Source organism: Streptomyces sp. NPDC046465, from assembly GCF_040646035.1.
Lineage (GTDB): Bacteria > Actinomycetota > Actinomycetes > Streptomycetales > Streptomycetaceae > Streptomyces.
Window position 1 is genome coordinate 131,239 of record NZ_JBEYZK010000007.1, and the last position, 26,678, is coordinate 157,916.

At 73.1% G+C, this 26,678-nt stretch carries 22 protein-coding genes; 15 read left to right on the top strand and 7 right to left on the bottom strand.

The features are described from left to right. Positions 1-95: 95 nt before the first annotated feature. Positions 96-2,501 carry an HAD-IC family P-type ATPase gene (locus tag ABZ953_RS12970; RefSeq protein ID WP_361721350.1) on the top strand — a complete coding sequence of 802 codons (2,406 nt, stop codon included), beginning with the start codon at positions 96-98 and terminating at the stop codon, positions 2,499-2,501. Between the two features lie 23 nt (positions 2,502-2,524). Here the strand turns inward: ABZ953_RS12970 and ABZ953_RS12975 are convergent, their stop codons facing one another. The 3 genes from ABZ953_RS12975 to ABZ953_RS12985 form a co-directional block, all read right to left on the bottom strand. Beyond that, on the bottom strand, positions 2,525-3,301 hold the full coding sequence (locus tag ABZ953_RS12975) for a calcium-binding protein (RefSeq protein WP_361721353.1): 777 nt from the start codon (positions 3,299-3,301) through the stop codon (positions 2,525-2,527). A gap of 214 nt (positions 3,302-3,515) precedes the next feature. Continuing rightward, positions 3,516-6,785 (bottom strand): molecular chaperone Hsp90, encoded by a 3,270-nt coding sequence (locus ABZ953_RS12980; RefSeq protein ID WP_361721356.1) that lies wholly within the window; start codon positions 6,783-6,785, stop codon positions 3,516-3,518. Positions 6,786-7,070: 285 nt separating this feature from the next. Continuing rightward, positions 7,071-8,009 carry a DUF3027 domain-containing protein gene (locus tag ABZ953_RS12985; RefSeq protein ID WP_361721358.1) on the bottom strand — a complete coding sequence of 313 codons (939 nt, stop codon included), beginning with the start codon at positions 8,007-8,009 and terminating at the stop codon, positions 7,071-7,073. 711 nt (positions 8,010-8,720) lie between these two features. Between ABZ953_RS12985 and ABZ953_RS12990 the strand changes: the two genes are divergently transcribed. From ABZ953_RS12990 to ABZ953_RS13005, 4 genes are all read left to right on the top strand, one after another. Then, positions 8,721-10,115 (top strand): MFS transporter, encoded by a 1,395-nt coding sequence (locus tag ABZ953_RS12990; RefSeq protein WP_361721897.1) that lies wholly within the window; start codon positions 8,721-8,723, stop codon positions 10,113-10,115. Positions 10,116-10,232: 117 nt separating this feature from the next. Continuing rightward, complete coding sequence (locus ABZ953_RS12995; RefSeq protein ID WP_361721361.1) at positions 10,233-10,742, top strand: DUF2771 domain-containing protein; 510 nt, start codon at positions 10,233-10,235, stop codon at positions 10,740-10,742. Beyond that, entirely contained in the window at positions 10,739-11,491 is a 753-nt protein-coding gene (locus ABZ953_RS13000; RefSeq protein ID WP_361721900.1) for a futalosine hydrolase, read from the top strand. Before ABZ953_RS12995 ends, ABZ953_RS13000 begins: the two co-directional genes overlap by 4 nt. After that, entirely contained in the window at positions 11,472-12,416 is a 945-nt protein-coding gene (locus ABZ953_RS13005) for a 1,4-dihydroxy-6-naphthoate synthase (RefSeq protein ID WP_361721364.1), read from the top strand. The genes ABZ953_RS13000 and ABZ953_RS13005 overlap by 20 nt, the downstream gene beginning before the upstream one ends. A gap of 73 nt (positions 12,417-12,489) precedes the next feature. Here the strand turns inward: ABZ953_RS13005 and ABZ953_RS13010 are convergent, their stop codons facing one another. Beyond that, positions 12,490-12,873, bottom strand: a complete 384-nt coding sequence (locus ABZ953_RS13010; RefSeq protein ID WP_076685560.1) for a cold-shock protein — start codon at positions 12,871-12,873, stop codon at positions 12,490-12,492. Between the two features lie 192 nt (positions 12,874-13,065). On the opposite strand from ABZ953_RS13010, the gene ABZ953_RS13015 reads away from it, so the two are divergent. Then, the gene (locus tag ABZ953_RS13015; protein ID WP_361721367.1) at positions 13,066-13,314 is read left to right on the top strand and encodes a hypothetical protein; all 249 of its coding nucleotides are present in this window, start codon (positions 13,066-13,068) and stop codon (positions 13,312-13,314) included. 6 nt (positions 13,315-13,320) lie between these two features. On the opposite strand, the gene ABZ953_RS13020 is transcribed toward ABZ953_RS13015, so the two are convergent. Continuing rightward, positions 13,321-13,959 (bottom strand): HAD hydrolase-like protein, encoded by a 639-nt coding sequence (locus tag ABZ953_RS13020; RefSeq protein WP_361721370.1) that lies wholly within the window; start codon positions 13,957-13,959, stop codon positions 13,321-13,323. A 149-nt stretch (positions 13,960-14,108) separates the two neighbouring features. Between ABZ953_RS13020 and ABZ953_RS13025 the strand changes: the two genes are divergently transcribed. Genes ABZ953_RS13025 through ABZ953_RS13040 form a run of 4 tightly spaced genes read left to right on the top strand, consistent with a single transcriptional unit; the run spans position 14,109 to position 18,019 of the window. Further along, a complete protein-coding gene (locus ABZ953_RS13025; RefSeq protein ID WP_361721374.1) occupies positions 14,109-15,107 on the top strand; it encodes an iron ABC transporter permease in 999 nt (332 codons plus the stop codon). Next, positions 15,104-16,174: an iron chelate uptake ABC transporter family permease subunit gene (locus tag ABZ953_RS13030; RefSeq protein WP_361721377.1), complete on the top strand. Its 1,071-nt coding sequence runs from the start codon at positions 15,104-15,106 to the stop codon at positions 16,172-16,174. Before ABZ953_RS13025 ends, ABZ953_RS13030 begins: the two co-directional genes overlap by 4 nt. Further along, positions 16,171-17,016 carry an ABC transporter ATP-binding protein gene (locus tag ABZ953_RS13035; protein ID WP_361721380.1) on the top strand — a complete coding sequence of 282 codons (846 nt, stop codon included), beginning with the start codon at positions 16,171-16,173 and terminating at the stop codon, positions 17,014-17,016. Before ABZ953_RS13030 ends, ABZ953_RS13035 begins: the two co-directional genes overlap by 4 nt. Before the next feature lie 22 nt (positions 17,017-17,038). Further along, on the top strand, positions 17,039-18,019 hold the full coding sequence (locus tag ABZ953_RS13040; RefSeq protein ID WP_361721383.1) for an iron-siderophore ABC transporter substrate-binding protein: 981 nt from the start codon (positions 17,039-17,041) through the stop codon (positions 18,017-18,019). Between the two features lie 12 nt (positions 18,020-18,031). On the opposite strand, the gene ABZ953_RS13045 is transcribed toward ABZ953_RS13040, so the two are convergent. Further along, entirely contained in the window at positions 18,032-19,120 is a 1,089-nt protein-coding gene (locus ABZ953_RS13045) for a hypothetical protein (protein ID WP_361721386.1), read from the bottom strand. Positions 19,121-19,343: 223 nt separating this feature from the next. On the opposite strand from ABZ953_RS13045, the gene ABZ953_RS13050 reads away from it, so the two are divergent. The 3 genes from ABZ953_RS13050 to ABZ953_RS13060 all read left to right on the top strand — a co-directional run bounded on the left by ABZ953_RS13050 (position 19,344) and on the right by ABZ953_RS13060 (position 21,164). Further along, positions 19,344-19,532, top strand: coding sequence for a hypothetical protein (locus ABZ953_RS13050; protein WP_361721389.1), 189 nt, complete (start codon positions 19,344-19,346; stop codon positions 19,530-19,532). 215 nt (positions 19,533-19,747) lie between these two features. Beyond that, complete coding sequence (locus tag ABZ953_RS13055) at positions 19,748-20,851, top strand: glycosyltransferase 87 family protein (RefSeq protein ID WP_361721903.1); 1,104 nt, start codon at positions 19,748-19,750, stop codon at positions 20,849-20,851. Next, positions 20,805-21,164, top strand: a complete 360-nt coding sequence (locus ABZ953_RS13060) for a hypothetical protein (RefSeq protein WP_361721392.1) — start codon at positions 20,805-20,807, stop codon at positions 21,162-21,164. The genes ABZ953_RS13055 and ABZ953_RS13060 overlap by 47 nt, the downstream gene beginning before the upstream one ends. Positions 21,165-21,182: 18 nt before the next feature. On the opposite strand, the gene ABZ953_RS13065 is transcribed toward ABZ953_RS13060, so the two are convergent. Then, positions 21,183-22,823, bottom strand: a complete 1,641-nt coding sequence (locus ABZ953_RS13065; protein ID WP_361721395.1) for a DNA repair helicase XPB — start codon at positions 22,821-22,823, stop codon at positions 21,183-21,185. 163 nt (positions 22,824-22,986) lie between these two features. Between ABZ953_RS13065 and ABZ953_RS13070 the strand changes: the two genes are divergently transcribed. Then, the gene (locus ABZ953_RS13070) at positions 22,987-23,748 is read left to right on the top strand and encodes a metallophosphoesterase family protein (RefSeq protein WP_361721398.1); all 762 of its coding nucleotides are present in this window, start codon (positions 22,987-22,989) and stop codon (positions 23,746-23,748) included. Positions 23,749-23,866: 118 nt separating this feature from the next. Beyond that, entirely contained in the window at positions 23,867-26,452 is a 2,586-nt protein-coding gene (locus ABZ953_RS13075; RefSeq protein ID WP_361721401.1) for a helicase C-terminal domain-containing protein, read from the top strand. The last annotated feature ends 226 nt before the right edge of the window (positions 26,453-26,678 follow it).

The following is a 26,678-nucleotide window of genomic DNA, read 5'->3' on the forward strand; positions in this document are numbered from 1 at the left end:
GCCGTACGACCTCAGGACCGACCACGTCCTCCCGAGGTCGGATCTTCGGGACATTCAAGGGGTGAAGCCCCACATCCACGCTTACCGTCGAATGCATGACGCATATCGACGCGGGCGCCGAACTCGACCCGGTCCACCCGGTGCCGCCCCCGCAGGGGCGCGCCACGGGGCTGACCGCAGCGGAGGTCGCCGAGCGGGTGTCCCGCGGCGAGGTCAACGACGTACCGGTACGCAGCTCCCGCTCCCTCGGCGAGATCGTCCGGGCCAACGTCTTCACCCGCTTCAACGCGATCATCGGCGTGCTCTGGGTGATCATGCTCTTCGTGGCGCCGATCCAGGACAGCCTCTTCGGCTTCGTGATCGTCGCCAACACCGGCATCGGCATCATCCAGGAGTGGCGCGCCAAGAAGACCCTGGACTCCCTCGCCGTCATCGGCGAGGCCAAGCCCACCGTCCGGCGCGACGGCGGCGCCACCGAGATCTCCGCCTCCGAGATCGTGCTCGGCGACCTGGTGGAGCTCGGGCCCGGCGACAAGATCCCGGTGGACGGCGAGGCCGTAGAGACCGACAGCCTCGAGGTCGACGAGTCGCTCCTGACCGGCGAGGCCGACCCGGTCGTCAAGAAGCCCGGCGACAGGATGATGTCGGGCTCCTTCGTGGTCGCGGGCGGTGGCGCGTTCACCGCCACCAAGGTCGGCCGCGAGGCGTATGCCGCGCAGCTCGCCGAGGAGGCCAGCCGCTTCACGCTCGTCCACTCCGAGCTGCGCACCGGCATCTCCACGATCCTCAAGTACGTGACGTGGCTGATGGTCCCCACCTCCATCGGCCTGGTGATCTCCCAGCTCGTCGTCAAGGACGACAACTTCAAGGAGTCCATCGCGTACACGGTGGGCGGCATCGTCCCGATGATCCCCGAGGGCCTGGTCCTCCTCACCTCCGTCGCCTTCGCGATCGGCGTGATCCGGCTCGGCCGCCAGCAGTGCCTCGTCCAGGAACTCCCCGCCATCGAGGGCCTCGCCCGCGTCGACACGGTCTGCCTCGACAAGACCGGCACCCTCACCGAGGGCGGCATGGACGTCACCGAGCTGCGCCCGCTGAACGGCGGCGACGAGGCGTACGTACGCAAGGTCCTCGGCGCCCTCGGCGAATCCGACCCCCGGCCGAACGCGTCGCTCCAGGCGATCATCGACTCCTACCCCGACAGCGAGGAGTGGCGCTGCACGGAGTCGCTGCCCTTTTCCTCCGCCCGCAAGTACAGCGGCGCCTCCTTCAGCGAGGGCGACGGCACCACGTCGACCTGGCTGCTCGGCGCCCCCGACGTGCTGCTGCCCGACGGCGACCCGTCCCTCGCCGAGATCGAGGAGCTCAACCAGCAGGGGCTGCGCGTCCTGCTGCTCGCCCGCGCGGCCGGCAACGACCTCGACGACCCCGACGTGGCCGCGCAGGCGGAGGCGAGCGCCCTGGTCGTCCTGGAACAGCGGCTGCGCCCCGACGCCGCCGACACCCTGCGCTACTTCGCGGAGCAGGACGTCGCCGCCAAGGTCATCTCCGGCGACAACGCCGTCTCGGTCGGCGCGGTCGCGGGCAAGCTCGGCCTGACCGGCGCCGAGAACACCGTGGACGCCCGCAAGCTGCCCACCGAGCGGGACGGCATGGCGCAGGCCCTGGACGAGCACACCGTCTTCGGCCGGGTCACCCCGCAGCAGAAGCGCGACATGGTGGGCGCCCTGCAGTCGCACGGCCACACGGTCGCGATGACCGGCGACGGCGTGAACGACGTCCTGGCCCTCAAGGACGCCGACATCGGCGTCTCGATGGGCTCGGGTTCGGAGGCCACCCGCGCGGTCGCCCAGATCGTCCTGCTCAACAACAGCTTCGCGACACTGCCCTCGGTGGTCGCGGAGGGCCGCCGGGTCATCGGCAACATCACGCGCGTCGCCACGCTGTTCCTGGTGAAGACCGTCTATTCGGTGATCATCGCGCTGCTCGTGGTCTGCTCACAGGTCGAGTACCTCTTCCTGCCGCGCCACCTGACGCTGCTCTCCACCCTCACCATCGGCATCCCGGCCTTCTTCCTCGCCCTCGCCCCCAACAAGGAGCGCGCGAAGCCGCACTTCGTCCGCAGAGTCATGCGGTACGCGATTCCGGGCGGGGTGATCGCGGGCGTCGCCACCTTCGTGACGTACCTGCTCGCCCGGCACCACTACGAGGGTGCGGGCGCACGGGAAGCCGAGACCAGCGCGGCGACCCTGGCGCTGTTCCTGATCGCCATGTGGGTGCTCGCCATCATCGCCCGCCCCTACACGTGGTGGCGGATCTGCCTGATCGGCGCGATGGGTCTCGGCTTCCTGCTCGTCCTGACCGTGCCCTGGCTCCAGGACTTCTTCCAGCTGAAGCTGGTGGGCACGACGATGCCGTGGGCGGCGGTCGGGATAGCGGCGGTGGCCTCGCTGGCTGTCGAGATCGTCTACCGCTGGGTGGACCGCCGCTTCCCGGCGTAGGTCTTTACCAGGGAACCGGCGAACTAGCGGACGTCGACGAAGTCGCTGGTCGACGTCACGGCCGGGGTGGTGGACGTACCGGCGAAGACGTAACGGAAGTAGCCGTCGGCCGACGCCTTCACCGTGGTCTTCAGGTTGCCCTTGGTGTCGGACTTGACCGTCTTGAGGGTGCTGTAGCTGCCGGCACCCTTCTTCTTGTACTGCAACTGCACGCTCTGCTTGGTGTAGCCCGCGTACTTGCTGGTGTCCCAGTTGGCCCGGGTCAGCGCACCGGTGACCGTGAGGGTCTTGCCCTTCTTGACGGGCTCGGGGGAGGCGTTGGTGGTGAGGCGGGCGGCGCGCTTCAGACGGGCGTCCGACTTGAGGTACTCCTCGCGGTGCTTGTCGCCGTCGTTGTTGACCGCGGTCGCGAAGACGTTCCAGCGGGACCCGGCGTGGGCGTTGCGGAGGTCCTGCGGGAAGGCGATGACCGTGTCGGTGCAGGTCGTCGTGGTCTCGTCCACGGCCACGCACTGGGGGTCGAAGACAATCGGCTTGATGACCTCGGTGGACGTGTTGAAGTCCGAGCCGAACCACAGGAAACCGCTGATGCCGCGCACGCCGACCGGGTCGGTGGCGGTGATGGAGAGCTTGAACTTCTTCATCTCCGTGGTGCCGATCACGACGTCCTTGCCGCCGTTGACACTCACCTTCGAGATCTTGAGATCGCCCGCGGCCGCGTCGGCCTGCGCGGCCGGAACAGCGATGGCGGACAGAGCCAGGGCGCCGGAGACGGCGGCCACAGTGGCACGGATGCGCATGTTTTTTCCCCAGTTGGAGAAGGGGACCCGCGGTGCGTCACGCCGTCACGCGGGTCCCAAGTGATCTAGGAGTCTGTTGACTCGCAAGATCAGACTCTCGACAGGGGGTCCTGGTTGTACACCAAGTGAAGAAAATGTGACCGCGCCACGGAACCGCCATAGCCGAACCGCTTCAGTCGTACCGCCTCAGTCGAACCGCCTCAGTCGAACCGCCTCAGTCGAACCAGCGGTCCCGCGCCAGCTCCGACGTTCGTGTGGGGTCTTCCAGCAGTGCCGCCACCTCGAAGCGGCGCGGCCACTGGCCCGCTGCCCAGGCGAGGCCCGCCGCGACGCCCTCAAGCGTCGCCGCGTGCACCGCGCCGTTCGGCGTGCGGCGCCAGTCCAGCTCCACGCCGGACGCGATCAGTTCATCGTGCTCGATGTACGTCTCCGGGGCCGACGGGCCAAGGAGGATCCGTACCGCTTCGGGCACCGCGTGCTCGACGCCCTCACCCGACGGCTCCGCCGCCGTCTCGCTGAGCCGCCGCACCTGGAACAGCTCGGCCAGGTTGCCCGCCCTGCGGGGCTGTACGGGCAGCAGCGCCACGCCACCGGCAAGGGGCAGCAGGTCGGGGGCGTCGGCGACCACCGCGTCCGCCGCGTCGACCACCACGACCTCGCCGTCCACCACCGCGCGCAGCTCGTCCGGGAGCGTCACCTGGTCGGGATCGAGGTCGGCAAGCGCGCCGTACAGCGCGTGCAGCTGGGCGGCGGAAACGGTCCTCTCCGGGTCCGCGAGCCGGTCGAGGAGCTCCGCCGCGCCGCCCGGCTCCTCCAGGAGGGCGCCGACGGACGTCCGTACGCCCAGCGCCCGCAGCACCTGCTCGTCCCCGAAGCCCGTCGCGTCCGCCGCGTCGTACAAGCCCTCCAGCAGCGGATCGCCGCCCTCCGCCCGCAGCCCGGCGGGCCGGCGACCGTCAAGAACCGGATGCCCGCGCAGCCACCACGCCGTGTACGAGCGGACCGTCTCCGTCGTCCCGTCCGGCAGGAGCACCCGCAGCGGCTGCGTCAGCGCGTCCCGCAACGGCGGGCGCGACAGCATCGCAAGGGCCTGCGGCCAGCAGTCGTCGTCGACCAGATCGAGGTCCCGTACCGCGACGATCTCGGTCGCCACCGGCGGCACGGGGGTGTCGGGCAGCCGGTCGAGCACGTCCTCGCACCACACGTCGACCGCGTCGAGGAGCCCCGCGTCGTCCGGCTCGGCGAAGTCGCCCTCGCGCGGCTCCAGTTCGTCGGGGTCGAGCACGACGTCGGTGGCCCGTACGAGCGCGAAGGTGGCGAGCACACCGCAGGCGGCGAGGGGCTGCTCGCCCCAGCGCGCGGCCAGTTCCTCGTCGACCAGGGCGAGTTCGTCCTCCCGCATGACCTGCGCGAAGGGGCTGCCGGGCAGGACGAGCTCACCGGCCGGAGCGAGCTCGCCCTCCTCGTCGGGCAGCGCGAGCGCGGCCAGCCACGGCTCGTCGCCGGGCGCGAGGTTCGCGTCCCGCACGAGCGCGAGCACGACGTCCGCCAACTCCTCGGCGTCCAGCGCCTCCTCGTCCCACGTCTCGTCGTCGAGAGACGCGGCCACGGCGGCCCGCACCTGCGGCGTCGTGAGGACGGCGCGGGGCGTCGCGGGCAGCGCGCCGAGCTTCTCCAGGAGCGGGTGGGCGGCTTCCGGGTGGGCGATCTTCAGCCCGAGGCGCGCCAGGACGGCGGGGTCGGGGCCGCCCGTGTCCCCGCCACCGGGGGCGGGGAGCAGTACTTGCCGGGGCCCGATCGTCGTACGCCACGCGCCCGCGGAGCGGGAACGGGAACGGGGGCGGGGGCCGGTGGGGGTGCCCATGGAGTCGAAGTCCGGCGCGTCCCCTTCGGCGCCGAGGGCCGTGGGGCCGCCACCCCGCGCGCCACCCGCCAACGGCACCGGCAGTCCCGAGAGCCGGTCCGGGTCCACCCCGGCCAGCGTGTCGTAAAGGCGCCGCCACCAGCCCGGCTCCCGGTCGAGCCCCGCGAGCCGGTCGACCGCCTCGGTCAGCGGCACCCGCGCGACACCGAGGGTGCGCAGCTCGGCGCGGCGCTCCAGGCCCGCGGGCAGCAGGCTCGGCAGGACCTCGGCGAGGACCCGGACCGTATCGGCTCCCGCACCCTCCACCACCTCCGCGTCACGCGGCCGCAGCGCCTGCGGCAGCTCGTCCTCGTCGCCCTCGGCGCGAGGCAGCGCGGGCGGCAGGAAAGCGGTGCGGGGCAGCCGCGCCAGGATGCCCTGCCGCAGCGCGCCGTCCAGCTCGCTCCTGCCCAGCGGCCCAGGCACGAGACCGATGATGCCCTCGGTCACCGGCCGCCAGCCGTCGAGGAGTTCGGCGTACGCGTCCGCCGCCCGCTCCACCAGGAAGTCGGTCAACGGCCCCGGCGCGGCATGCCGCCGCGCGGTGTCCAGCGGGAACGACGCGATGAGCAGCGCCGGTACGCCCAAGGGCTCGTCGCTCGGCGTCGGCGCGTGCACCACGGGAGTCGTACGGGGCCGCTCCGGAGCGCCGTCGGGACCCACGGGCACGGCCCACGTCACCGACCAGTGCGGCCGAAGCCGCTCCTCGACGGGCCGGTCCTTCAGGAGCGCGGCGTCGAGCGGGCCGCGCGCGTCGACCGTGCGCCAGCGCGTCGTACCGTCCCGGCTGTCCTCGACGACGGTGTACGGGGCCTCGACGCGGCGGCGCAGCGTGCGTGTCCGGCCGTCCGGGGTCTCGATGCGGACTTCCTCCAGGCCGGGCAGGGCCAGGAGCAGCGCGTCGTCGACGCCGTCGAGCAGCCGCGCCACCAGGTCCTCCGCGGCGGCGTCGCGCAGCGGCAGGATGACGACGGTGTCGTAGCCGTCGGGGGCGGTGCCCTCGGCGGCCATCGGCAGCCGCAGCAGCGGCACGTGCCCGTCCCTGCGCCGGATCTCGTCGCCGAGACCCGGGCTGAACCGGGCGGTCTCCGCGGCCAGTTCACGCGCCTCGGACAGCGACCAGCGGATACCGCCGGTGCGCCCGACGACGGCCGGCTCATCGGTCACGGCGAGCACGGCGGCGAAACCGACGCCGAAGCGCCCGACGCTGCCCGGGGTGCCGGACGGCGCGCCCGCCGCCGGCTCGTGCTGCCGCTTGGCGGAGGCGCGCAGGGTGGAGAGGGACTCGACGCCGGTGGCGTCCAGGGGGGCGCCGCTGTTCGCGGCGGCGAGGACCCCGCCGCGCAGGGTCAGCGCGAGGCGGCCGGGTACGCCCGCGCGGGCGGCGGCGTCCGAGGCGTTCTGAGCGAGCTCCACGACGAGGCGGTCGCGGTAGCCGCCGAGGGCGAGGTCCTCCTCGGCGTTCGCGTCCTCACGGAACCGGGCCGGGGCCGCGGCCCACGCGTCGAGGACTCCGCGGCGGAGGCGGGCGGTGCCGAAAGGGTCGGTGCCCTCGGCCGCCGGCCGCACGGTCTTGCTCACGGTCGTCTCTCTTCTCTGCGTCGGCACCCGTTACGGGGTTACGGGGAGGCGTGCTTGTGCCCTGCGGCGAACGGTACCGCGCAGAGATCGGGCGGGTGGGTGGGGAGAACGCCGCGCAGCGGCGACGCGTGCGCGATCCGGCGCAGGCCGCTCAGGACACGCTCCCGCAGGGCGCCATACGGCTCGAAGCGAAGCGCCCCACCGGGCGCGGGGTGCGTGGCACGGGGTGCGGGGCGCGTGGCACGGGGTGCGGGGCGCGTAAGGACCCCGCCCCGCCGTCGGAACCTACGAGTGACCGAGGTCCTCGCTCGGCCCCTCCGCACTCACCGATCCGGAATCCGCCGCGGGCCGCAGCGGAAGCACGTCCACGCGCGTCTCGTCCAGGACGGGCGGCGCGGGCCGCGGCGGCTTCGGCATGACCGCGGCCTCCGAGTGCCCGCCGCACCCGTACGACAGGGAGACGACCTGCCCGTCCGCGGGCCCGAACTCATTGGCGCAGATACCGAACGCCTGACCGAGCGAGCCGCCGATCCGGACGAGGAAGCCACAGCTGACACACGCCGCGGGCGCCGCCTGCGCCATCGCGGTCTTCGCGCCGTGCGCCTCGTCCCAGCGGTCGGCGGCGACGTGCAGGCCGTAACGGGACAGCACTCGCGCGCGCCGCATGCCCAGTTCCTCGGCGACCGCCGCGATCGAGCCGCGGGCCGGCGCGGCCGGCAGTTCGGCGGGCGGGACGGCCGTGATCTCGGCGTCCTCAGCCTCGACGAGCTCGGCCATCTCCTCCGATACGACGGAGTTCGGCGGCGGCTCCTCCTCGCCCGAGTAGCCGGGCTCCAGGCGCAGGTCCTCGGCGTCGGTCGGCAGCAGGTCGCCGGGGCCCATGTCGCCGGGGCGGAGCCGCTCGCTCCACGGCACCCACTCGGGGGCGAGGAGGGCGTCGGGGCCCGGAAGGAGCACGGTCTCGTCGAGCGTGACGACCTTGGCCCGCGAGGCGCGGGCGACCGTCACCGCCCAGCGCCAGCCGCGGTAGCCGAATTCCTTGCACTCGAAGAGGTGGGTGACGACCCGGTCGCCCTCCACCAGAACCTCGACGTGCTCACCGACCACACCGGGCGCGGCGGTCTCCTCCGCCGCGGCGCGTGCCAGGCCGACCGCCTCGGCGCACAGGCGGTCGGGGGTACGCGGGGTGCGCGGGGTACGGCTTCGCGTTGTCGCTGCGCTCACAAGTATCGCTTCTCTCCTACGCCGTCTCACGAGTGCGCCACCCTTACGCGGGGGTGCGGACGGAGCGGACCAGAGGGCCGCGTCAACGTCCGCGCCCGACGTTCTGGGGCGCGCCTACGTCACCCATTCTGCGGGATGACCGAGAGGCGCGCGGCCAAGAACAACCGCCGCAGGCGCGCTACGCACGCTACCTTCTCCTGGCCCCTGGGCCTACACCGACGTACGTCGCGGCGCCCCGAGCCGTGTCCCGGGCCCCCTCCGGCCGCCCGTTCCCCCGCCGAAATCCGCCTCCCGCGCGCCCCACTCCCCCTGCCCCGCAACACCACCCCGTCGCCGCTCCGCGGCGTTTCCCCCACCTACCCGCCGCGGAGCAAACGGGTGGGTGGGCGGGTGAGCCCCGCCGCGAAGCGGCGAAGCAGTCCACCCATTCCGAGTGACAGCACCCCGGCTCCCCACCCCAACCCCACGGCGCGGGGCAAACGGGTGGGCGGGTGGGAAACCCGCCGCGAAGCGGCGAAGCACCCCGCCACTCCGAGTGACAGCCCACCGGACCACCCCACCGCCGCGGAGCGGCGAAGCACCCCGCCCCCGGCGCGGCAGCACACCGCCCCCGCCGCGAAGCGGCGGAGAAAGCCCGCACGGCTCACAGCCAGTATTCGCACTAGCGGCCCCCCAACAGGGCACTATGACGGAGTGGCGCCCACCAGGTCGATACCCGTAGGAACCGTCTCGCCGGGCCCGGCGAGACGGACCGCGCGTGCGCTGGGCCGCGCCCTGCACCTCCCCTTCACCGGCACCGCCCGCGGCATCCGCAAGGCCACCCACGCCCACGGAGCGGGCGAGTCGGGGCTCGGGAAACTCATCGAGCTGCACGCGGTGAACGGCGCCGGTGACGTGATGATCACGGTCGCTCTCGCGTCCACCGTCTTCTTCTCGGTGCCGACCGACGAGGCCCGCGGCCGCGTCGCCCTCTACCTGGCCATCACGATGGCCCCGTTCACTCTCCTCGCCCCGGTCATCGGCCCGCTCCTGGACCGGCTCCCGCACGGCCGCAGGGCCGCGATGGCGGGGGCGATGCTGGCGCGTGCCCTGCTCGCCCTCGTGCTGTCGGGCGCGGTCGTGACGGGCAGCGTGGAGCTCTATCCGGCCGCGCTGGGCGTACTCGTCGCGTCCAAGGCGTACGGGGTGGTCAGAAGCGCCGTCGTACCGCGGCTCCTGCCGCTCGGGTTCTCCCTCGTCAAGGCGAACTCGCGGGTCACACTCGGCGGTCTCCTCGCCACGGCCGTCGCGGCCCCCGCGGGAGCCGGTCTACAGGCGCTGGGGCCGCGCTGGCCACTGGCCGGCGCCTTCGTGATCTTCGTCTCGGGGATGTTCCTGTCGTTCTCGCTGCCGCGGAAGGTCGACTCGGCGAAGGGCGAGAGCAAGGCGCTGCTCGCCGCCGACGAGGAGCATCTGCATCTGCACGCCCGCGCGGAGGCCGCGGGCGACACCACCCGCAGAAAGCGCATGGGGCTGCGCACGGTCGGCCCGGCCGTGACCCACGCCCTCGGGGCCAACGCGGCGCTGCGCTGTCTCTCCGGCTTCCTCATCTTCTTCCTGGCGTTCCTGCTGCGCGAGCACCCGCTCGCGGGCCAGAGCGCGGCGGTCTCGCTCGGCATAGTGGGCGTCTCGGCGGGCGTGGGCAACGCGCTGGGCACGGCGGTCGGCGCCTGGCTGAAGTCCCGGGCGCCGGAGCTCATCATCGTCACGGTCGTCGCGGTGGTGCTTGGCGTGGCGGTCATGGCCGCGCTGTTCTTCGGGGCGGTCGGGGTGGCCTGCCTCGGCGCGTGTGCGGGCTTCGCGCAGGCCCTCTCGAAGCTGTCCCTGGACGCGCTGCTGCAGCGGGACGTCCCCGAGCAGGTCCGTACGTCCGCGTTCGCCCGTTCCGAGACGCTGCTCCAGGTGGCCTGGGTGATCGGCGGCGGCGTCGGGATCGCCCTGCCGCTTGTGGGGACGCTCGGCATGTCGGTGGCGGCCGGGATCGTCGCGGTGGGCTGGCTCTCGACGGTCCGCGGTCTCCTCGCCTCGTCCCGGCGCGGCGGCTCGCGGCGTACTCGAGTGGTGTGAGACGGGGGCCCGGGTGGTGTGAGACGAGGTCCCGGGTGGTGTGAGACGGGTTGCGGCACGGCACGCCCGTGACCCCCGCGTAACGGCACCCCCCGGCGCGCCCGATAGCCTTCGCCCATGACCTCCCTGCTCCGCGGCGGAGCCGCGAATGTGTACCGCGCGGCACGCCGCCGCCGCACAGTGGCCGCGCTTGGCGCCGTCTCCGCCGGACTCCTCGTGCTCTCCGCCTGTGACAAGCCGACGCCGCTGGCCACCGTGACCGTCGGCAGCGACTCGGTGAACTCCGAAGCCTCCTGCTACAACGACGGCAAGGAGCTGGAGGAGTCGCAGCTGAAGTCCTGCCTGCAGGACAAGGACGTCAAGTCCATCAAGGTCGACCCCGACGAGAAGGTCCGCTTCGGCGTCGACCCGGAGATGGCCGACAAGGGCTGGACGCTCCTGATGAACGGTCAGCCGCTGACCGAGGCCAGCAAGAAGACGTACGTGGTCATCCCGGGCAGCGTTTTCTTCAACCAGCAGTACGGCGGTGGCGGCGACAAGTCGACCGTCAGCCTCCTTGAGGGCGGCAAGGGCTCCACGTCGAAGGCCACGGGCCTGTGGTCGTTCAAGTTCGAGAAGGACTCCTGACCACGTCTGCCCCGCACGCTCCGCACGCCGCGCCGGGGTCTTCCCCGCGCGTCCTCGTGGCCACCGCGGTCCCGGCCGAACGGGACGCGGTGGCCCGCACGCTGACCACAGGCGGCCTCGACACCGACAGCCTGAACACTCACAGCCTCGACGCCGACGTCCTGGCCGTCGGTGTGGGTCCGGCCGCCGCCGCGGCGGGCACGGCGACCGCACTCGCCCGTGCCGCCGCCGACGGCCGGCCCTACGACCTCGTCGTCTCGGCCGGTATCGGCGGCGGTTTCCCGCCCCACGCCCCCGTCGGCTCGCTCGTCGTCGCCGACGAGATCACCGTCGCCGATCTGGGCGCCGAGACCCCCGAGGGCTTCGCGCCCGTCACCGAGCTGGGTTTCGGCGCCGTCACTCACCGTCCGCCGCGTTCCCTCGTACGGGAAGCGGCCGACGCCTGCGGTGCCGCGACCGGCACCGTCCTGACCGTCTCCACCGTGACCGGCTCGGCCGAGCGCGCCGCCGAGCTGCGGCGGCGCCATCCGCGCGCCCTGGCCGAGGCGATGGAGGGCTTCGGGGTCGCCGAGGCGGCCGCCCTGCACGGGCTGCCCGTCCTGGAGATCCGCGCGGTCTCCAATCCCGTCGGCCCGCGCGACCGCGCCGCCTGGCGGATCGGCGACGCGCTGGCCGCACTGAGCGACGCTTTCGGGAAGTGCGCGCCCGTACTGAGGAGTTGGAACACACATGGCATCCCACACGACTGAGCCCGAGCCCGCCACGGCCCCCCTCGGCCGCCCCCTGCGCATCGCGTACTCGCCCTGCCCCAACGACACGTTCGTCTTCGACGCCTGGGCCCACGGCCGGGTGCCGGGCGCGCCCGAGCTCGACGTCACGTTCGCGGACATCGACATCACCAACGGCATCGCGGAGCGCGCCGCGGCCGCGCACTCGTCCGCGCCCTCATCTCTGGCCTCGCCCGACCTCGACCTCGACCTCGACGTCCTGAAGGTCTCTTACGCCGTCCTCCCGTACGTCCTCGACGCGTACGCGCTGCTGCCCTGCGGCGGCGCCCTCGGCCGGGGCTGCGGCCCGCTGGTGCTGACCCGGGAGCCCGGCGTCGACCTCACGGGGAAGACCGTCGCGGTGCCCAGCGAGAAGTCGACGGCGTATCTGCTCTTCCGGCTGTGGGCGGCGGACACGCTCTCCGACGAGGGCGTCGGCGAGATCGTGGTGCTGCCCTTCGACCAGATCATGCCGGCGGTGCGCGACGGCAAGGTCGACGCGGGCCTGGTGATCCACGAGGCCCGCTTCACGTATCGGAACTACGGCCTGCACTGCCTCGCCGACATGGGCGAGCACTGGGAGGCCACGACGGGGCTGCCGATCCCGCTGGGCGCGATCATCGCGAGGCGGTCGCTGGGCACGGAGGTGCTGCGCTCCCTCGCGGACGTCACGCGCGCCTCGGTCCGCCAGGCGTGGGACGACCCGGAGGCCTCCCGTCCGTACGTCCTCGAGCACGCCCAGGAGATGGACCCGGCCGTGGCCGACCAGCACATCGGCCTGTACGTCAACGAGTTCACGGCCGATCTCGGCGAGGACGGCTACGCGGCGGTCCGCGGTCTCCTTACGCGCGCCGCGGCCGAGGGACTCGTACCGCCCCTCGGCCCGGACGCCCTGTCGTTCCCGTAGAGGCCCTGTCGTTTCCCTAGCGGAATTCGAGCGGATCTCCTCGAAAGCTGTACTGGCTGTCGAAAACCGGCAGCTACACGTCGAGTTGGTCCGCGACCGCCCTCAGCAGGCCCGCGATCTTCGCGCCGGACGCCTTGTCGGGGTATCGGCCCTTCTCCAGCATGGGCGTGATGTTTTCGAGCAGTGTCGTCAAGTCCTGGACGATCGAGGCCAGTTCGTCCGGCTTGCGGCGCTGCGCGGCCGCCACTGACGGGGTCGGGTCGAGAATGGCCACCGAAAGGGCCTGGTCACCGCGTTGTCCCGCGACCACGCCGAATTCCACGCGCTGGCCGGGCTTGAGTGTGTCGACGCCGGCGGGCAGTACTGAGGAGTGCACGAAGACGTCGCCGCCGTCGTCGCGGGAGAGAAAGCCGAAGCCCTTCTCGCTGTTGAACCACTTGACCTTGCCGGTAGGCACGTGAAGTCCTCGTCCTCGTACTCGTCGTACTCGTCTATGCCGGGTCCGCCCATCCGGTACGACGGGTCGAAAACGGCTCTGGATAGCACTACAGCGGGTCGCCCGACCCGCCGGCACCAAGACTATTGGTCCGGGGGCCGGTGACAAGACGTCCCCGGATTCTTCCTTCGCGCTGGGAACTACCCTGGTCGGGTGCGTGACAAAACCCAAGCGAATTCCGCCGGGCCGGGCGATGGAATGGTCCGGACCGGAGCAATCGTCTTCTTCGTCGGAGCCGTGGCCACACTGGTCACGGTGGCCCCGCTCTTTCTGGGCACTGATCCCTTTCCGTCCATCGCCTACGCGGTGTGCATGCTGATGGGCGTCGGGTTCCTCATCGCCGGTGCCGGCGTCCTCCGCGGCATCGCCTTCCAGCGACGTCGGGCCAGGTCCGGCACTTAGGGCGCCCTAGGCCTTAACGCCTTCCGCGCCCCGCGCGACGTACCCGTCCAGCCAGGCGGGGAACTCCGCGAGCCCGCCGAGGACGACGTCCGCGCCCGCCGCGCGCAGTTCGGCTGCGTCGCACGGTCCGGTCGACACCGCGACGGACAGCGCGCCCGCCGTACGCGCGCCGCGTACATCACCGGTGTGGTCCCCGACGTACACCGCCGCGCCGTACTCGCGCAGCGCCTCCGCCTTCGCCTCCGCCCACAGCCAGCCGATGACCGCGTCGGCCTCGATGCCCAGGTGCGACAGGTGGAGCTTCGCGTTGGGCTCGTGCTTGGCGGTCACCACGATCGCGCGGCCGCCGTGCGCGTGGACCGCGGCGACGGCCTCACGGGCACCCGCCATCGCGAGCGTCGGCACGATGGCGTGTGTGGTGTAGATCTCACGGTAGAGGTCGCCCGTCTCCCGGATCTTCTCCTCCGGAAACCAGTTCCTCAGTTCCTCCTCCAGGGGCGGGCCGAGCCGCGTCACGGCCAGATCGGCATCGACGTACGTCCCCGTCTCCGCGGAAAGCGCCTGATAGGCGGCCTTGATACCGGGCCGGGAGTCGATCAGGGTCATGTCGAGGTCGAAGCCGACGGTCAGCGTGTGTGAGCTCATGAGGCCATTCTGCCGACGGCGGGCACCGGGACCGCACCTAGACTTAGCCTCGCCTTACCGAGCCACGTCATGCTCCACGAGTGCCCACACGAGTACCCGCACGAGTACCTGCACGAGTGCCTGCCCTCCACGTGAAACGAGCTCAGTTGATGCGTGTGCCCGTCCGGCACACGGCCGTGCTCACGGCGGCCGTCGTGGCCCTGCTGCTCGCCGTCCTGCTCAGCCTCGCCGTCGGCGCCCGCGCCATCGCACCCTCCGCCGTCCTCGACGCCCTGCTGCACGGCGGGCACGGCGACTCCGCCGAGGTGGTCCGCGAGATGCGGGTGCCGCGCACCGTGCTCGGCGTCCTGGTCGGCGCCGCGCTCGCGCTGGCCGGCACCGTCCTCCAGGGCATGACCCGCAATCCGATCGCCGACCCCGGCATCCTCGGCATCAGCCAGGGCGCCTCCGTGGGCGTCGTCCTCGCCATCGCCTTCGCCGGGGTGCACACCCTGACCGGTTACGTGTGGTGGGCGTTCACCGGCGCCGGGCTCGCGGCCGTCGCCGTCTACGCGGTCGCCGCCGGTGGCCGGGGCGGCGCGACCCCCGTGAAACTCGCGCTCGGCGGCGCCGCCGTCAACGCGCTCCTCGTCTCCGTGACGACCGCCGTCCTCACCACCCGGGCCGCCGCGCTCGACGAGTTCCGGTTCTGGCAGGTCGGCTCGCTCTCCGGCCGCGACTCCGCGATCGTCGGCCAGATCTGGCCGTTCCTCGCCGTCGGCGTGGTGCTCGTCCTCACCGTCGCCCGCGGCCTCGACGCGCTCGCGCTCGGCGAGGACGTGGCGAAGGGGCTCGGCCAGAACGTCGCGGCGGTACGGATCGTCGGCGGCGTCGGCGCGACCATCCTCACCGGAGCGGGCGTGGCCGCCGCCGGGCCCATCGCCTTCATCGGCCTCGCCGTCCCGCACATCGCCCGCGCGCTCGTCGGCGCGGGTCACCGCTGGGTGCTGCCGCTCGCGGCGCTCCTCGGCCCCGTGCTGCTGCTGGTCTCCGACACGGTCGGCCGGATCGTCTTCCCGCCCGGCGAAGTCCCCGCGGGCGTGATGACCGCGCTCATCGGCGTGCCTTTCCTCGTGACCCTCGTACGCAGGAAGGCGGTGGCCGCATGACCGCGGCCACCCGGCCCGGCGTCCGCCCCGCCGGATACGCGGTGCTCCGCCTGCGCCGCGCCACCTTCCTCCTGCACCGGCGGGCCGCCGCCGTCGCCGCCGCGCTCGCCCTGCTGCTCGCCGCCGGCTGCCTCGCGTACCTCTGCGTCGGCGAGTCCTTCGTCCCGCCCGTCGAGGCCCTGAAGGTCGTCCTCGGGCAGCCCTCCCCCGACGAGCTGGTCGTGGGAACGCTGCGCGAACCCCGCATGGTGGTGGGCCTGTTGACCGGCGCCGCGTTCGGCGTGGCGGGCGCCCTCATCCAGACCGTGGCCCGCAACCCCCTCGCCAGCCCCGACATCATCGGCATCAGCCACGGCGCGAGCGCCCTGACGGTCGGCGCGATGACGTACGGGGTCACCTCGTACACCGTCCTGCCCTACCTGTCCGTGCTGGGCGGCATCACCGCGGCCGCCCTCGTGTACGTCTTCGCGTGGCGCGGCGGCCTGCACGCCACCCGCTTCGTCCTGATCGGCATCGGCTTCGCCGTCGCCCTGCGCTCGGTGACGACGCTCTTCATGACGAAGGGCGACTACCTCGTGGCCCAGCAGGCGCAGATCTGGATGACGGGCTCCCTCAACGGCCGCGGCTGGGCCGAGGCGAACCCGCTCGGCCTGACCCTGCTCGTCCTGCTCCCCTGCGTCCTGTGGGCGGCCCGCGCCCAGCGCGCCGTCACCATGGACGACGACACGGCGACGGCCCTCGGCACCCGCCTGGGACACGTACGCCTCGGCCTCGTCCTGCTCGGTGTCGTCCTCGCCTCGGTGGCCACCGGCGCCGCGGGCCCCGTCGACTTCGTCGCGCTCCTCGCCCCGCAGACCGCCCGCAGACTGACCCGCACCGCGCAGATCCCGCTCCTGTGCTCGGCGCTGCTCGGCGCGCTGATCGTGGTCCTGGCCGACCTGGCGGGCCGCCGCCTCTTCTCGCCCACCGAACTCCCGGTCGGCGTCCTGACGGCGGCGATCGGCGCCCCGTACCTGATCTGGCTCATCGTCCGCAGCCGCTCTGTCCGCACTGGAGGCACGCCGTGACCGCCACCCGCCTCACCGCCCGCCTCACGGCCCGCGAGCTGACCCTCGCCTACGAGGACCGCACGGTCGTCGACGGCCTCGACCTGACGATCCCCGACGGCCGGGTCACGGTGATCGTCGGCCCCAACGCCTGCGGCAAGTCCACGACGCTGCGGGCCCTCGGCCGCCTCCTCAAACCGCGGCGCGGCGCCGTCCTCCTCGACGGCGCGGCGCTGACCGAGCTGCCCACCAGGAAGATCGCTCAGCAGATCGGACTGCTCCCGCAGACGCCCGTCGCCCCCGAGGCGATCACCGTCGCCGACCTCGTGGCCCGCGGCCGCCAGCCGCACCAGCACTGGTGGCAGCAGTGGTCCGACGACGACGAGAGGACGGTGACGGAGGCGATGGAACGTACCGACGTGACCGCGCTCGCCGAACGCCCCGTCGACGAACTCTCCGGCGGCCAGCGCCAGCGCGTGTGGATCGCGATGGCCATCGCCCAGGACACGGACATCCTCCTCCTCGACGAGCCCACGACCTATCTGGACATCTCCCACCAGGTCGAAGTCCTCGATCTGGTGCGGCAGTTGGCCGCCGCCACGCGTACGGGCGACCGAGGGCGCACGGTCGTCGTCGTCCTGCACGACCTCAACCAGGCCGCGCGGTACGCCGATCATCTCGTCGCCATGAAGGCAGGCGAGGTCGTCGCCGAGGGCGCCCCCTCGCAGATCGTCACCGAGGACCTCGTACGTGAGGTGTTCGGCCTGGAGTGCGTCGTCGTGCCGGACCCCGTGACCGGCTCCCCGCTGGTCGTCCCCGGGGCGCCCTGGTCCGCACCCGCCCGCACCACCACCCCCGCATGAGGCCCTCGTGAAAGGCGTCCCCGTGAACCGCTTCCGCTCCCCGCTGCGCCGCCGCGCCCTCGCCACCGGCGCCCTGGCCCTCACCGGCGCCCTGACCCTCACCGCCTGCGGCTCGTCGGACTCCGACGGCTCCGGCACGTCCGGCAGCACCCGCACGGTCCGGACGGCCATGGGCGACGTGAAGGTGCCCGAGGCCCCGCGGCGCGTCATCGTCCTCGACACCGCCGAACTGGACTCGGCGATCACGCTCGGCGTGCGCCCGGTCGGCGCCACGCACGTCGAGGCGTCCTCGGGCTTCCTGAGCTACCTGCCCAAGGACGAGGTCGGCGGCATCAAGGACGTCGGCGAGATGATGAACCCCAACATGGAGGCCATCGCCGCGCTCAAGCCCGACCTGATCCTCACCTCGAAGATCCGGCACGCCGCCAAGTACGACCAGCTCAAGCAGATCGCCCCGACCGTCATGACGGAGTCGACCGGCTACCCCTGGAAGGAGAACTTCCAGGTGCACGCCGAGGCCCTGGGCAAGAAGGCCGAGGCGGCGAAGACCGTCGCCGCCTACCGCGCCCACGCCAAGAAGGTCACCGCGGCCATCGGCGGCCGCGCGAAGGCCGGACAGACCGAGGTCAACGTGGTCCGCTTCATCGAAGGCGCCGACATCCGCCTCTACGGCGACCAGAGCTACATCGCCACGGTCCTCAAGGACGTCGGCCTCGGCCGCGCGCCCATCTCCGCGAAGGCGAAGGACGGCTTCTCCTACGACCTGTCCCCCGAGAAGATCGACCTCGCGGACACGGACGTCATCTTCCGGTCCACGTACGGCGATCCGAAGAAGTCCAAGGAGACCCGGACCGTGGGCAGCGGCCTGTGGAAGAACATGACGGCGGTGAAGTCGGGCAACGTCCACACCGTCGACGACGAGCTGTGGATCCAGGGCTGCGGCTACACGGCGGCGGAGAAGATCCTGGACGAGATGCGGGCGGACCTGACCAGGAAGAAGTAGCTCACCGGTGGGTCAGGGCCGGTGCCGCTGCGACCTCCACAGCAGGAAGAGCGCGGAGGCGACGGCCGCGCCCCGCACCACCCACGGCCAGGTGTCGGCCATGGCGTCGCTCAGGTGGCCGTCCCTGATCGGCTCGCCCCAGCGTCCGTCGCTGCGCCCCCACAGCCAGCCGATCCCGGCGGCCACCGCGAGCACGGGAAGCCCCAGCGCGGCGAACTTCGCCTCGGTGCGGGAGAGCCTGCGGGAGGCGTAGGCGATGAGCCAGCCGACGCCGAGGGCGAGGAAGTTGCCGAGGATCGCGCCGACGGTGAGGAGGGCGGCGGCGAGCAGGAGCAGCGGATTGCTGAACGTGGCACCCGCGCCCGTGCCCGCCGCCACGGCCGCGGCCCGCCCCCGGGGCAGCCGCCACCGCCGCCGGCCGCCCGCAGCTCCTTCCTGCGCCGCCGCCCCCTCGGACGCGCCTTCCTCCTGGTACTCGTCCTCGTCCTCCCCCTCTTCCTGTTCCTCTTCGCCCTCGTCCTCGTCCTCGGAAGGCGGGGGCTTGAGCAGTTCGGGGATCTCCACGCCGCCGACGAAACCGGGGACGCTGTCGGCGACGCCGAACGGGCTGCTGTCCACCCGCCACCAGTCCGGTTGGGAGCCGCTGGGCCCCAGTTCGTCGGCGCCCGCGAGGTGGGGCGGTGAGGGGACGGGCCCGTCGAACTCCACCGGGTCCGGGTCGGGGGGCGCGGGGGCGGCGCGGCGGGGGCGGGGGCGTGGCCGGGACCATCCGGTCCGCTGGGCCGGTACCGCGGGGCGGGGTCGGGGCGCGCGCGGCTCCGCCGGTACGTCCTGCGCCGGGGCGCCGCCCGCCGAGGTGCCGCCTGCCGCGGTGCCGCCCGCCGCGTCGTCGACGATCTCTTCCGGGGTGCCGAGGCGGTCGAGGATGCGGCGCACCCCTGCGGGGCTGTCGCCGACGGCCTTGGCCCGGCCGCGGTCGATCGTGTGCCGCAGCTCGGAGACCAGTCTCATCCGGTCTCCGGACGGCAACTGCCGCTGCTGGGCCAGGTCCCCGACCCGGCTCAGATAGTCGTAGACCAGCTGGTCGCTCTCGATCCCCACGAAGTCCCCTCAGGGGCGGCTGCGTTGACGCGCCGCGATGGTGCACAGCGCACTCGACGGTACCGCCTCTCGGCGGGAGGGCAGACGGGACTTCCGACACAGGCCCTAGGGGTCGGCCTCCATCTCAAGGCGTACGCGGTCCTTCGCAGGGTGCACCGGAGGCCGAGGGCGGGTTGCACCACAGGCCGATGTGCGGGGGACGCCGGGAAACGACCATGGATACATGAGCGCAGCAACCTTCACCTCCGCGTCCGTGCCGTCCTCCGCAGGCTCCGCCGCCGCGTCCCACGACGCCGCGCACCCGCACCGCAAGGGTGGCGCCCTGCGCGCCGCCAAGGCCTTCGTGAGCGCGGCGTTCGGCGTCGTCGTGCTCGGCGAGTACGGGGAGGAAGCGGGCGTACGACGCCGCTGACCCGCCCCGGCGCCCCACCCCGGCGACCCGCCCCGCGGACCCCCTCCACCGGACCCACCCTCCGCCGGACCGCCGTCCACTAAGGTCACGCCGTGAAACCACGGACTGTGACCCGCCCGCAACCCCCAGCAACAGGCACCCTGCTCGCGGGCGGCGCACTGCTCGCGGCCTCCCTCACCGCGCTGGCCATCCTCTGCGTCGTCAAGCACGTCCCGATGGCCGACACCCTGGTCTACCGGGCCGAGGGCGCAGCCGTCGCCGACGGCGGCGATCTGTACGGGTTCACGGTCACCCCGTGGCAACTCCCGGCCACCTACCCGCCGTTCGCCGCGATCCTCTTCGTGCCGACGACCTGGCTCCCCCTGGGGGCGCTGAAGGCCGTCTTCCTCGCGGGCAACGTCGTCCTCCTCGCGGTCCTCGTCCGCCTCTCCTGCCGCCTTGCGGGCCTCCCCGCCCGCACCGCGCCCCTCTGCGCCGCCACGGCCCTCGCCCTCTGGCTCGAACCCGTCTTCCAGACCGTGGTGTTCGGCCAGATCAACCTCGCGCTCGCCTGCCTGATCCTGTGGGACCTGACCCGGCCGCCCGGCGCCGTCGGCAAGGGCTTCGCGCTCGGTGTCGCGGCCGGGATCAAGCTGACTCCGGCCGTCTTCATCGCGTACCTCTTCCTGCGGGGCCGCACCCGCGAGGCGCTCACCGCGCTCGCCTCGCTCACGGGCACGGTGCTGCTCGGCGCGCTGGTGCTGCCCGCGGCCAGCATGGAGTTCTTCACGCGGCGGGTCTTCGAGACGGGGCGCGTCGGCAAGGCGTGGATCATCGACAACCAGTCGCTGCAGGGCCTGATCGCCCGCCTCCTCCACGCGGCGGAGCCGGGCGCGGCCTGGGCCGTACCGGCGGCCCTGACGGCGGCCGTCGGCCTCTGGCTCGTCCGCCGCGCCCCCGGCGAAGCCCACGCGCTGCTCCTGACCGCGTTCACGACCGTGCTGATCTCGCCGATCAGCTGGTCCCACCACTGGGTGTGGTGCGTGCCCCTGCTCGCCGTGCTGGTCGCCGGGGGCAGGCCGCGCCTCGCCGCCGCGGTGGCCGTGGTGTTCACGGCCCGCACCTTCTGGCTGCTCCCGCACGACGGTGACCTGGACCTGCGGCTGCCGTGGTGGCAGCAGCCGTTGGCGTCGCCGTACCCGCTGCTCGCGCTGGCGCTGCTGCCGATGTTGAGTACGTACCTGAGTACGCGGACAGAGGTGCCGCCCCCGCGCGGGGCGGTTGACTCACCCCATGACCACCGAGCCGACCGAGTCGCGCACCGAGTGGGCCGCCCGTAACGCCGCCTACGCCGCCGCGCACCCGGTCCCCCGCCCCTCCCGCGTCGTCGCGCTGGCCCTGGCGACCCCGGCCGTCCTGCTGCTCCTCGTCGTCGGCTGGTGGGTCGTCGAGCTCGACGCGGAGCTCGGCGACGCGGCGTCGTCGGCGCACCAGGACCTGGTGGCCCGCTACGTCCTCGCCGCCTTCGGTGGCCTCGGCTGCCTGACGGCGGGCTGGCTCACGCCGCGCGACTCGCGCGCGGCGTGGCTGCGGACGGCGTTCGCCCTGACGTCGCTCGTGACGGTCCCCGCGGCGATGCTCGTGGGCGGCTGAGGGCCGCCGACCGGCCCGCTACCCGGCCAGCAGTTCGTCCGCGTCCACGATCCGGTACGCGTACCCCTGCTCGGCGAGGAACCGCTGCCGGTGGGCGGCGAAGTCCTGGTCGATGGTGTCGCGGGCGACGACGGAGTAGAAGCGCGCCTCGTGCCCGTCGGCCTTGGGCCGAAGAACCCGCCCGAGCCGCTGGGCCTCCTCCTGCCGCGAACCGAACGTGCCGGACACCTGGATGGCGACGGTCGCCTCGGGCAGGTCGATGGAGAAGTTGGCGACCTTCGAGACGACGAGTACGGAGAGCTCGCCCTGGCGGAACGCGTCGAAGAGCTTCTCGCGCTGCGCGTTCGTGGTCTCGCCCTTGATGACGGGCGCGTCCAGGTGTTCGCCGAGCTCGTCGAGCTGGTCGATGTACTGCCCGATGACCAGGGTCTGCTCACCGGCGTGCTTCTTGACCAGCGCCTCCGTGACCTTCCGCTTGCTGGCGGTGGTCGCGCAGAACCGGTACTTCTCCTCGGCCTCTGCGGTGGCGTACGCGAGCCGCTCGCTGTCGGTCAGGTTGACCCGCACCTCCACGCAGTCGGCGGGCGCGATGTAGCCCTGCGCCTCGATCTCCTTCCACGGGGCGTCGAACCGCTTCGGCCCGATGAGCGAGAAGACGTCGGACTCGCGCCCGTCCTCCCGTACGAGGGTCGCGGTGAGCCCGAGACGGCGGCGCGCCTGGAGGTCGGCGGTGAACTTGAAGACGGGCGCGGGAAGGAGATGCACCTCGTCGTAGATCACGAGCCCCCAGTCCCTGGAGTCGAAGAGCTCCAGGTGCGGATAGATGCCCTTCCGCTTCGTGGTGAGCACCTGATACGTGGCGATGGTGACGGGCCGGATCTCTTTCCTGGTCCCGCTGTACTCGCCGATCTCGTCCTCGGTGAGCGAGGTCCGCTTGACCAGCTCGTGCTTCCACTGGCGGGCGGAGACGGTGTTGGTGACGAGGATGAGGGTGGTGGCCTTGGCCTGCGCCATGGCGCCCGCGCCGACCAGCGTCTTCCCGGCTCCGCAGGGCAGCACGACGACGCCGCTCCCGCCGTGCCAGAACCCCTCGACGGCCTGCTGCTGATACGGCCGCAGCGACCAGCTGCTCTCGTCGAGGTCGATCGCGTGCGCCTCCCCGTCGACGTACCCGGCGAGGTCCTCGGCGGGCCAGCCCAGCTTGAGCAGCGTCTGCTTGATCTGCCCGCGCTCGGAGGGGTGCACGGCGACGGTGTCCGGGTCGAGCCGGGCGCCGACGAGCGGCTGCACCTTCTTCGACCGCAGGATCTCCTCCAGGACCGGCCGGTCGGTGGTGGTGAGCACGAGCCCGTGGGTGGGGTGCTTGGAGAGCGTGAGGCGTCCGTACCGCGCCATCGTCTCGGCGACGTCGACGAGCAGCGCGTGCGGTACGGGATACCGCGAGAACTCCACGAGCGAGTCCACGACCTGCTCCGCGTCGTGCCCCGCGGCGCGCGCGTTCCACAGCCCCAGCGGGGTGACGCGATAGGTGTGGATGTGCTCGGGCGCCCGCTCCAGCTCGGCGAAGGGCGCGATGGCCCGTCGACAGGCGTCGGCCCGCTCGTGATCGACCTCGAGCAGGAGGGTCTTGTCCGACTGGACGATGAGGGGACCGTTCACGCGAGCGCCTTTCGGTTAGGCCAAACGTCCAGTGTGCCGCATGGACGCGCCCTGCGACGGTGACGTCGGCTACAGCCCGGGCGTACGCGCGGGCGCACACGCGGCCCTTCGCGGGCGGCGAAACGCCTCGCACCGGCGGGTGCGCTCCGCCACCGTATGGACCATGACCACGCTGAACCGAGTAGCTGTCCTGTCCGACATACACGGCGTCCTGCCCGCCCTGGAGGCCGTCCTCGCCGAACCGGAGGTACGTGCGGCGGACCGCATCGTGCTGACCGGCGACATCACGGCGGGACCACAGCCCGCCCAGGTCCTGGACCTGCTGTCCGGTCTCGGCGAGCGCGTCGTCTGGGTCAGCGGCAACGCCGACCGCGAGCTGCTCGAACACCGACGCGGCGAACGCGACACCCTCCCCGATCCCATCTCTCCCTGGGCCTCCGAACAGCTCCGCCCGGACCACCTCGCCCTCCTGTCCGCCCTGCCGCCGTCCCGTCGCCTCTCCCTCCACGGCCTCGGTGACGTCCTGTTCTGCCACGCCACGCCCCGCGACGACGAGGAGATCGTCCTCGTCGACTCCCGCCTCGAACGGTGGCAGGAGGTCCTGGGCGACCTCGACCCCGCCGTGCGCACGGTGGTCTGCGGCCACACCCACATGCCGTTCGTCCGCCTCGCGCACGGCCGCATGGTGATCAACCCCGGCAGCGTCGGCATGCCCTACGGCAGGGCGGGGGCCCACTGGGCGCTCCTCGGTCCGGGCGTCGAGCTGCGGACCACGGAGTACGACGTCGAGGCCGCCGTCGCCCGCTTGACCCGGGAGTGCGACTACCCCGGCATCGCCGAGTGGGCCGGTCACTATCTGCGGGCCCGTGACAGCGATGCCGAGGCGCTCGCGGTGTTCGGGCCCCTGGACGGCCGGGGACGGTAAGGCCGGGCGGCAAGGCGGGGTGGCGGGGCAGGGGGCAGGGTGGCGGGGCAGGGGGCGGGCGGCCCGGCTCGGGCGTCAGCACGCCGGGGACCGGGCCCGACCCGCTACCGTGAACCGGATGAGCACCGACGAGTCGCAGCACACGGACAGCGCCGACGCGAGCGCCACCGCACCGTCGCGCGGCGCGGACGTGCCCCGGTCCCTCGCCGAGGCGTTGCGGTCGCGGGCGGACGAGGCGCTTGCCGGGCTGCTTCGGGCGCGGCCCGATCTGCTCAGTCCGGTGCCGAACGATCTGACGCAGCTGGCGACGCGCGCGGGGACCCGCGCCTCCGTCGTGCGTGCCCTTGAGCGGCTCGACCGGTTCGCCCAGCAGGTGGCCGAGGCGTTGGCCGTGGCGTCGGAGCCCGCCTCGTACGACGAGGTGCGCGCACTGCTCGCGGGGGACGACAGGGACGCCGCCGTCGAGGAGGCGCTGCCCCGCGCCCTCGCCACCCTGCACGAGCAGGCCCTGGTGTGGGGGCCCGACGACCGGCTCCGGCTCGTCCGTACCGCCCGCGAGCTGCTCGCCCCCACCCCGCAGCACCCCTCCTCGACCGGCCTCGGCCCGACCGTCGCCGAGGCCACGGCAGGGATGTCGCCGACCCGGATCCAGGACATCGTCGGGGCGGCCGGGCTGCCGACGACCCACGATCCGGTGTCGGCCGTGCGGTCCCTGACCGCCCTCTTCACGGACCGCACCCGGATGTCGGCCCTGCTCGACGAGGCGCCCGCCGAGTCCGTGGAGGTGCTGTCCCGCCTCGTGTGGGGGCCGCCGTACGGGCAGGTCACCGCCGATCCGGCCCGGCACCTTCGCTGGCTCCTCGACCGGGGACTGCTCCTGCCCACCGCGCCCGGCACGGTCGTCCTGCCCCGCGAGGCCGCCCTGCACCTGCGCGCGGGCCGCGCCCACCGCGTCACCGAGCCGACGCCGCCACCCGTCGAGTCCGCGCGCGAGCACCGTCCACAGGTTGTGGACGCGACCGCCGCGGGCCAGGCCTACACCGCGCTCGCCACCGTCGAGGAGCTCCTGAAGGACTGGGACGAGGGCGGCCCCACGGTGCTGCGCGCGGGCGGACTGAGCGTGCGCGATCTGAAACGGACCGCCGTGGCGCTCGACACGTCCGAGCCGATGGCCGCCTTCTGGGTCGAACTGGCCTACGCGGCGGGCCTCCTCGCCTCCGACGGCGAGGCCGACGAACGGTACGCCGCGACCCCCGCGTACGACGAGTGGCAGGAGCTGCCCGCCCCCGAGCGCTGGTCGGCCCTCGCCACGGCCTGGCTCGCGGCCACCCGCACGGCGGGCCTGGTCGGCGGCCGGGACGGCAAGGACCGCACGCTCTCCGCGCTCGGCCCGCACCTGGACCGCTCCGCCGCCCCCGAGGTCCGCCTGCGCGTCCTCTCCCTCCTCGGCACGCTCCCCGAGGGCTCCGCCCCGGCCCCCGAATCCCTCCTGTCCCGGCTCGGCTGGGAACGCCCCGTCGCAGGCCGCCCGCGCCCCGCCCCCGCCCCCGCCGCCGCCTCCGCCTTCGTCAAGGACGGCGCCGCGAACCCCTCCGACTCCCCCACCGCCCCGCAGGACCTGCGCTCCCGTATCGCCCGATGGACCCTCAGCGAAGCCGAGTTGCTGGGCATCACGGGGCGGGGCGCGCTGTCGACGCACGGCCGTGCCCTGCTTCCGGCCCCTGCGGAGAACGCGGACTCCGACGCCGACAGCCTCGCCGCGCGCGCCGTCGCCGCCGCCCGTGCCGCCCGGCTCCTCGCCCCGCTCCTCCCCGAACCCCTCGACCACGTCCTCCTCCAGGCCGACCTCACCGCCGTGGCCCCCGGCCCGCTGGAACGGCCGCTCGGCGACGCCCTCGCCGTCATCGCCGACGTCGAGTCGAAGGGCGGCGCCACCGTCTACCGCTTCACGCCCGGCTCCGTGCGCCGCGCCCTCGACGCCGGGCAGTCCGCGTCGGACCTGCACGCCTTCCTCGCCGCCCACTCCCGTACGCCGGTGCCGCAGCCCCTGGCCTATCTGATCGACGACGTGGCGCGGAAACACGGCCACCTGCGGATCGGCGCCGCCTCCGCGTACGTGCGCTGCGACGACGAGGCCCTGCTCAACGAGATCATGGCCGACAAGCGCGCCCAGACCCTGCGCCTGCGCCGTCTCGCGCCCACCGTCCTCGCCGCCCAGGCGGACCCCGGCACGCTGCTCGACGGGCTGCGAGCCATGGGGTTCGCACCGGCCGCGGAGAGCGCGGAGGGCGACGTCCTGATCACCCGTGCCCACGCGCACCGCACGCCGCCCCGCTCGGCCCCCGAGCCGGTCCCCGACGGTCCGCCGCTGCCCGGCGCCACGCTCGTCGACGCGGCGGTACGGGCGATCCGCGCGGGCGATCTGGCGTCGACGGCGCCCCGCAAGGAGGCTCCGGCCGCGGCGGACGGCAAGCTGCCCCGCACCGCGGCCGCCGAGACCCTCGCGACGATGCAGGCCGCGGTGCTGACCGGCGAGGCCGTCTGGATCGGCTACGTGAACGCCGAAGGCGCCGCGAGCCAGCGGGTGATCGCCCCGGTCCGGGTGGAGGGCGGCTTCGTCACGGCGTACGACCACACGGCGGACGAGGTCCGCACGTATCCCTTGCACCGCGTCACGGGTGTGGCCGAGCTCGCCGACGAGTGAGTGCCGTGCCGCGTGCGCCTTGCGGGGCCCGGTGATTCTCCGGCTGCCCCGCCGGTGGGGGCCGATCGCGCAGTTCCCGGCGTCCCTAACGGGGCCCGTCCCCGCGGAAACTCGTTGGCCTCGCCACACTTCCGCGCTCTAGGATGCCCCCTTCCCGCCTCCCCCCGCGGAGCGCCGCCGTCCGGACGGAAACCGGTCGGTTCACACGACACCGCTGAACGGCCGG